The 7,328-nt window shown below is 61.4% G+C and carries 7 protein-coding genes and 1 pseudogene; 3 read left to right on the forward strand and 5 right to left on the reverse strand.

Annotated features, from left to right (window positions below; genetic code table 11):
• The first annotated feature begins 253 nt into the window (after positions 1–253).
• Positions 254–1,570 (forward strand): annotated as a pseudogene (locus tag HT737_RS11700) (MFS transporter).
• Positions 1,571–1,686: 116 nt separating this feature from the next.
• On the opposite strand, the gene purT reads toward HT737_RS11700, so the two are convergent.
• Positions 1,687–2,868, reverse strand: coding sequence for a formate-dependent phosphoribosylglycinamide formyltransferase (gene purT, locus HT737_RS11705; RefSeq protein ID WP_003221968.1), 1,182 nt, complete (start codon positions 2,866–2,868; stop codon positions 1,687–1,689).
• 99 nt (positions 2,869–2,967) lie between these two features.
• Positions 2,968–3,435, reverse strand: coding sequence for a VUT family protein (locus tag HT737_RS11710; RefSeq protein WP_095138286.1), 468 nt, complete (start codon positions 3,433–3,435; stop codon positions 2,968–2,970).
• A gap of 111 nt (positions 3,436–3,546) precedes the next feature.
• On the opposite strand from HT737_RS11710, the gene HT737_RS11715 reads away from it, so the two are divergent.
• Complete coding sequence (locus HT737_RS11715; protein ID WP_182402618.1) at positions 3,547–4,863, forward strand: bifunctional DedA family/phosphatase PAP2 family protein; 1,317 nt, start codon at positions 3,547–3,549, stop codon at positions 4,861–4,863.
• Between the two features lie 120 nt (positions 4,864–4,983).
• On the opposite strand, the gene HT737_RS11720 is transcribed toward HT737_RS11715, so the two are convergent.
• Genes HT737_RS11720 through HT737_RS11730 form a run of 3 tightly spaced genes read right to left on the reverse strand, consistent with a single transcriptional unit; the run spans position 4,984 to position 6,663 of the window.
• Positions 4,984–5,574: an LON peptidase substrate-binding domain-containing protein gene (locus tag HT737_RS11720; RefSeq protein ID WP_007960613.1), complete on the reverse strand. Its 591-nt coding sequence runs from the start codon at positions 5,572–5,574 to the stop codon at positions 4,984–4,986.
• 10 nt (positions 5,575–5,584) lie between these two features.
• Positions 5,585–6,301, reverse strand: coding sequence for an LrgB family protein (locus HT737_RS11725; protein WP_007960614.1), 717 nt, complete (start codon positions 6,299–6,301; stop codon positions 5,585–5,587).
• Positions 6,301–6,663, reverse strand: a complete 363-nt coding sequence (locus HT737_RS11730; RefSeq protein WP_047296821.1) for a CidA/LrgA family protein — start codon at positions 6,661–6,663, stop codon at positions 6,301–6,303. The genes HT737_RS11725 and HT737_RS11730 overlap by 1 nt, the downstream gene beginning before the upstream one ends.
• 179 nt (positions 6,664–6,842) lie before the next feature.
• On the opposite strand from HT737_RS11730, the gene HT737_RS11735 reads away from it, so the two are divergent.
• Complete coding sequence (locus HT737_RS11735) at positions 6,843–7,298, forward strand: MaoC family dehydratase (protein WP_003228575.1); 456 nt, start codon at positions 6,843–6,845, stop codon at positions 7,296–7,298.
• Positions 7,299–7,328 lie beyond the last annotated feature (30 nt).

The raw sequence follows: 7,328 nt of genomic DNA on the forward strand, positions 1-7,328 counted from the left end.
TCTGTAGGGAGCTGCCGAAAGGCTGCGATCTTTTGCTCTTGTTTGATCGTTAGCCTCCTTCCTATAATCGAGCCGCTTACCCAAGCGCTGCCGAGCCCTGTGCTTACCCCGCACAAAAGGGGTTTCGGCCATTTTCCGCACTACCCCGACGACTGTTCCTACTCGAAACAGCGCTCGCGTCTCATCCCACATCCCTGGGTGTTCAACCATAATAATTCGCTCCAACGGAGCCATGACTGTCAGGGATCACCGCATGACGACCAGTACCGCTTACAGCGCCACCGCGCCTGCCCAGCCGACCAACTCCGCCACCCGCGTGGCAACGGCGAGCTTCATCGGCACCGCCATCGAGTTTTACGACTTCTATGTCTACGCCACCGCCGCTGCACTGGTGATCGGACCGGTGTTCTTTCCACAGACGTCCGGCACCGCGCAAATGCTCTCGGCGTTTCTCACTTTCGGTATCGCCTTCCTCGCCCGACCGCTGGGTTCGGCGCTGTTCGGCCACTTCGGTGACCGCATCGGGCGCAAATCGACGCTGGTCGCTTCACTCTTGCTGATGGGCGTGTGCACCACCCTGATCGGGGGTGCTGCCGGGTTACGACAGCATTGGCGCCTGGGCCCCGATTCTGCTGTGCGTGCTGCGTTTCGGTCAGGGGTTGGGGCTAGGCGGAGAATGGGGTGGCGCGGCGTTGCTGGCCACCGAGAATGCGCCGAAGGGCAAGCGGGCATGGTTCGGCATGTTCCCGCAACTGGGGCCTTCGATCGGTTTTCTCGCGGCCAATGGGTTGTTCCTGACCCTGGCCATGACCCTCAATGACGAGCAGTTCCGCAGCTGGGGCTGGCGGATTCCGTTCCTGCTCAGCGCAGTGCTGGTGATGGTCGGTCTGTATGTACGCCTCAAGCTTCACGAAACGCCGGTGTTCGCCAACGCGATTGCCCGTCAGGAGCGAGTGAAAGTGCCGCTGGTCGAGCTGTTCATCCAATACTGGGCGCCCACCCTGCTCGGCGCAGCGTCTATGGTGGTGTGCTACGCGCTGTTTTACATCTCGACGGTATTTTCCCTGAGCTACGGTGTGTCCACCCTCGCTACAGCCGTGAGACGTTCCTTGGGCTGCTGTGTTTTGCCGTACTGTTCATGGCCGCGGCTACACCGTTGTCCGCCTGGGCCAGCGACCGTTACGGACGCAAACCGGTGCTGATCGTCGGCGGTGTGCTGGCGATCCTGTCCGGGTTCCTGATGGAGCCGTTGCTGACACAAGGTTCGACCTGGGGCGTGGCGCTTTTCCTGTGCATCGAGCTGTTCCTGATGGGCGTGACGTTTGCCCCGATGGGCGCGCTGCTGCCGGAACTGTTTCCGACCCACGTGCGCTACACCGGCGCATCGGCGGCCTACAATCTGGGCGGCATCGTCGGCGCCTCGGCGGCACCGTTCTTTGCGCAGAAACTGGTGGCGATGGGCGGTTTGAGTTATGTCGGCGGGTATGTGTCGGCGGCAGCGGTGCTCAGCTTGATTGCTGTGCTGTGCCTGAAGGAAACGCGTGGCAACGATTTGAATCAGGTTGCCTGATAGATCGCTATCGCGGGCAAGCCCGCTCTTACAGTGGTTTTCGGTTGATCACAAATTTTGTGCACAACCAAAAAACCCTGTGGGAGCGAGCTTGCTCGCGAATGCCGCGCCTCGGTTTACAGCTCTACAACAACAGCCTGAGCCGCACGGGTCGCCTTGGCACGAGCCGCCTCAATCGACTCATCCCGCGCCAACGCCACGCCCATCCGGCGCTGACCGTTGACTTCAGGCTTGCCGAACAGCCGCAGTGCGGTATCCGGCTCGCTCAGCGCTGCGCCAAGGTTGGCGAACGCGGTCTGGGTCGACTGCCCTTCCACCAGAATCACCGCCGACGCTGAAGGGCCGAACTGACGGATCAGCGGCACCGGCAGACCGAGAATGGCGCGGGCGTGCAGGGCGAACTGCGACAGGTCCTGAGAAATCAGGGTCACCAGACCGGTGTCATGCGGGCGCGGCGAGACTTCGCTGAACCACACCTGATCACCCTTGATGAACAACTCGACGCCGAACAACCCGCGACCACCCAGCGCCTCGGTCACGGCTTTGGCCACCCGCTCGGACTCAGCCAGAGCAATCGGGCTCATGGCCTGCGGCTGCCAGGATTCCTGATAGTCGCCCTTTTCCTGACGGTGACCGACCGGTGCGCAGAACGTGGTGCCGCCGATGTGGCGCACGGTCAGCAGGGTGATTTCGTAGTCGAAATCGATGAAGCCTTCGATGATCACCCGACCTTTGCCGGCGCGACCGCCCTCCTGCGCGTAATCCCAGGCTTTCTGCACGTCATCGGCGCTGCGCAGCAGGCTCTGACCTTTGCCCGACGAGCTCATGACCGGCTTGACCACGCATGGGAAGCCCAGATCCTGAACGGCTTTGCTGTAATCCTCGAACGTGTCGGCAAAGTGGTACGGCGAGGTCGGCAGATCCAGCTCTTCAGCGGCCAGGCGACGGATGCCTTCGCGGTTCATGGTCAGTTGCGCGGCGCGGGCGGTCGGGATCACGGTGAAGCCTTCGGCTTCCAGTTCGACCAGGGTGGCGGTGGCAATGGCTTCGATTTCCGGCACGATGAAGTGTGGCTTCTCGGCTTCGATCACTGCACGCAGCGCGGCGCCGTCGAGCATGTTGATCACGTGGCTGCGGTGCGCCACCTGCATGGCCGGCGCGTTGGCGTAACGGTCGACAGCAATCACTTCAACGCCCAGGCGTTGCAGCTCGATCACCACTTCCTTGCCCAACTCACCACAGCCACACAGCAATACGCGGGTCGCGGTCGGCGACAATGGAGTTCCGATACGGGTCATCTCAGGTCCTCAAAGAAGCGGATCATCGAGGAAAGCAACGCCAGACGCGCTTTCCATGGGGAGAAAGCGCGGCATTTTACATGAACCGCAGGGTTTGGCTCAGCTGGCGACAGCCTGTTTGCGCTCGCGCCAGGCCATGATCAGCCAGACGGCAGTGACACCGGCGAACTTCGAGGCCAATGCCGTGATGATCACCGGTGGCGTCATCAGGTCGATCATGCCGAAAAAGATGAAGGTATCGAGGGGTATGCTCAGCGCCGAACTGATCCACAGGCGATCCCGCAGCGGCCGTTTGGTGACGCTGAACACCAGCCAGTCGATGATTTCCGACACCGCGAACGCCGTGGCGCTGGCCAAGGCGATGGATGGATCAGAAGTGACGTAAGACAGTACCAGCGCCGCCAGCATCGCCACGAGCGCACCGTGGCCGAAACGGGTTTGCACCATGTCGCGCAACACGAACACCAACCCGCCCCAGGCCGACCAGATGATGTCCAGGTGTGGCGCGGTGGAGAAGGCGAAGTTGATCAGCACGACGCTGCTGATGTAGGCGATGAGGAAAATCATGGCGGTGACCTGGGAAATTGGCGCACAGGTTACTTCAGGCAAAGCAGAAGCAAAAGATCGCAGCCTGCGGCAGCTCCTACAGGGATCATCAATGGTTTGGAGTTTTTTGGTATGGGCCCATGGCTCGATAGCGTAACCGGATGGCTGGCGGCCAATCCGCAGTGGCTGGCCGCTGCGGTGTTCATCGTCGCATTCGTGGAGTGTCTGGCCATTGCCGGAATAATCGTGCCTGGCACTGTGCTGTTGTTTGCCGTCGCCGTACTGGCCGGCAGCGGTGCACTGTCGTTGAGTGAAACCCTGCTGCTGGGCTTTCTCGGCGGGATTCTGGGCGATGCGGTGTCGTATTACCTGGGCCGTCACTTCCACCAGAACATCCGCCGCCTGCCGGGTTTGCGCCACCATCCGGAATGGATGGCCGGGGCTGAAACCTACTTCCAGCGTTACGGCATCGCCAGTCTGCTGGTCGGGCGCTTCATCGGTCCGCTGCGACCGATGCTGCCGATGGTCGCCGGGATGTGCGACATGCCCTTCCCGCGCTTCGCCGCCGTCAGCCTGCTGGCGGCGGCCGGCTGGAGCGTCGCCTACCTGCTGCCGGGCTGGGCCACCGGCGCGGCGATCCGCTTGCCGCTGCCGGAAGGTTTCTGGCTGCAGGCCGGCATCGTCGCCGCCAGTATCGCAGTGATGGTCGGCCTGAGCGTCAACAGCAGCTTGCGCCAGCATCGCCGGGCGACGATCTGGATCAGCAGCATGAGCCTGTTGATTCTGATCGGCCTGTTTATTGGCTATCCGTATCTGCACGCCCTCGACCAAGGCGTGATGACCCTGGTGCAGGAACATCGCCAACCGATGCTGGACGAGATTGCGGTGACGTTCACCCTGATCGGTGAATTCCGCAACATGCTGATGTTCAGCGCCCTGCTCACCGGCCTGTTGCTGCTGTGCCGGCAATGGCGTCAGGCAATCTTTGCCGGCGGCACGCTGCTGTGTACCGCGCTACTGAACACCGTCACCAAACAGTTTTTCGCCCGGGTCCGCCCGGAGGTGCTGACCGATCCACTGACCAGCTACAGCATGCCCAGCGGCCATGCTTCCGGTTCGTTCGCATTGTTTCTGGTACTCGCAGTCCTCGCCGGTCGCGGCCAACCGCCGCGCATGCGCCTGACCTGGCTGCTGCTCGGCTGCATTCCGGCGCTGTCGATTGCGTTGTCACGAGTCTATCTGGGCGCGCATTGGCCGACAGATATTCTGGCGGGTGCGATGCTGGCGGCATGCGTGTGTGCGGCGGGCTTGTGGCTGAGTCAGCGCAAGGCGCCGCTCAACGCCATGCCGTTCAAGGTCTGGTGGCTGATTCTGCCGGCACTGCTGGTGCTGTTCAGCCTGTTTGTCTTCAGACATCTGCCACAAACGATGCTGCGATACGCTTATTGAAAATCAAAAGATCGCAGCCTGCGGCAGCTCCTACATGAGATTTCATTTCACTCCCACGCCATCGCGCGAATGTGAAACCAAAACCCTGTAGGAGCTGCCGCAGGCTGCGATCTTTTTCGCTCAGGCGAACAGCTCGCCCTGCAGCTCATCGAGCAGCGCCTGGATCGCATCCAGTCGCTGCTGCGGATCGTCGAGTTGCAGCAGGTCGATCTTGTCTTCTTCGGCGAACGGCAGCAGATACGCCAGTTGATTGGCCAGCGACTGCTGCCCCAGCGCTTCGGTGCCCATGTTCAGCGCCTCGACCATCGGGTGCTCGGCCAAGGCCTTGAGCAACGCCACCAGATCGGCGTCTTCGTCCTGCAGCGGTTGCTCCGGCTCATCGTCCAGCCATTCGACGTCGGCAAGGATCAACTGATCGCGCTGCACCTCTGTGCGCAACACCTGAAAACGCCGCCCGCCCTGCACCCGGATCCCGAGCAGGCCGTTGTCCTGTTGCTGAAAATCGGTGATCCGCGCCTCGCAGCCGACCAGGGCAAAGCCTTCGGGCGCGACGCCGACTTCGTGGCCGTCGAGGATGCACACTACGCCAAAGCCGCCACCCTGTTTCATGCAGCGGCCGATCATGTCCAGGTAGCGCGCCTCGAAGATCTGCAAGTCGAGGTTGCAGCCGGGAAACAGCACTGTGTTCAGCGGGAAAAGCGGCAGACTCATAGACATTTCCTTAGACCACCATCGACACCGCCAACGGCAGGAACACCGCCGTGGCCACGCCCATCAGACTCATCGCCAGCGCCGCGAAGGCGCCGCACTCATCGCTTTCCTGCAGCGCCACCGAGGTGCCAACCGCGTGTGCGGTCATGCCCAGCGCCATGCCGCGCGCTTCAGGACTGTGCACGCCGAGCCGGGTCAGCAACGCCGGGCCGAAGATCGCGCCGATCACCCCGGTGATCAACACGAACACCGCCGCCAGCGCCGCCACGCCACCGATCTGCTCGGCCACCAGCATCGCAATTGGCGAGGTCACCGACTTTGGCGCCATGGTCATCAAAATCATGTGCTCGGCACCGAACCACCAGCCGAGCAACACGCCCATGCCCGTGGCGACCACGCCGCCTATCACCAGCGTAGTAAAAATCGGCCAGAACAATTGGCGGATGCGCTTGAGGTTCAGATACAGCGGCACCGCCAACGCCACCGTTGCCGGGCCCAGCAGAATGCTGAGGATCTCGGTGCTCTTGCGGTACTCGGCGTACGTCAGGCCGCAGCCGACCAGCACGCCGATCACCAACAGCATGGAGACCAGCACCGGTTGCAGAAAGATCCAGCGGGTTTTCTCGAACGCCGCCAGCACCAGTTGATAGGCACCGAGGGTGATGCCGATGCCGAACAGCGGATGATGAATGACCGAAGCCCAGGCACCTTGCCAATCGAAGAGCATCAAGCGTCCTCCGAGTTCGGTGCGTGTCGCTTGACCAGCCGTTGCATCAACACCCCGGCAAAGGCCATCGACAGGATCAACGACAGCACCAGCGCGCCGACAATGGCCCAGAAGTCCGCGGCAATGTCGCTCGCATACACCATAACGCCCACCGCCGGCGGCACCAGCAGCAACGGCAGATAACGCAACAGACTGCCGGCCGCGAGGTTCAGCGGCTCACCGACTTCACCACGCATGATCAGGAATACCAGCAACAGCAGCAGGCCGATGATCGGCCCCGGCAGCACCGGCAACAGCAAATGGTTGAGTGCCGTGCCGAGCAGTTGAAACAGCACCAGCATGGTCAGGCCACGTAACAACATCAGACATCTCCCCCGCAAGTCCTCGGCATTATAAGCACGGCGGCGCTATGGATCGGCATTCGCCAAAAGCATGGTCGGTTGACCGGAGCAAAACGCCATGATGATCTACAGTGGTTCGCAGGGCGGTCAAATCCCCCACCTGAAAAACTATAAAACCGATGAACCCAAGGAGAGTCTCAATGCCCTATGTTCCCGTTGCAGAGCTCAAAGATTATGTCGGCAAGGAACTCGGACGTTCCGAATGGCTCACCATCGATCAGGAGCGTATCAACCTGTTCGCCGAAGCCACCGGGGATTATCAGTTCATCCATGTCGATCCGGTCAAAGCCGCGCAAACGCCTTTTGGCAGCACCATTGCCCACGGTTTCCTATCGCTGTCGCTGATCCCGAAACTGATGGAAGACATCCTCGTGCTGCCGCAAGGCCTGAAGATGGTGGTCAATTACGGCCTGGACAGCGTGCGTTTCATCCAGCCGGTGAAGGTCAATTCAAAAGTGCGCCTGAAAGTCGACCTGGCCGAAGTCACCGAGAAAAAACCCGGTCAATGGCTGCTCAAGGCCACCGCGACGCTTGAGATAGAAGGCTCGGACAAACCGGCCTATATCGCCGAACCGCTGTCGCTCTGCTTCGTTTGAGTCACCGGATGCGAAACAGCGCACGCTGTT

The organism is Pseudomonas sp. MD195_PC81_125 (assembly GCF_014060985.1).
Taxonomy (GTDB): Bacteria; Pseudomonadota; Gammaproteobacteria; order Pseudomonadales; family Pseudomonadaceae; genus Aquipseudomonas; species Aquipseudomonas parakoreensis.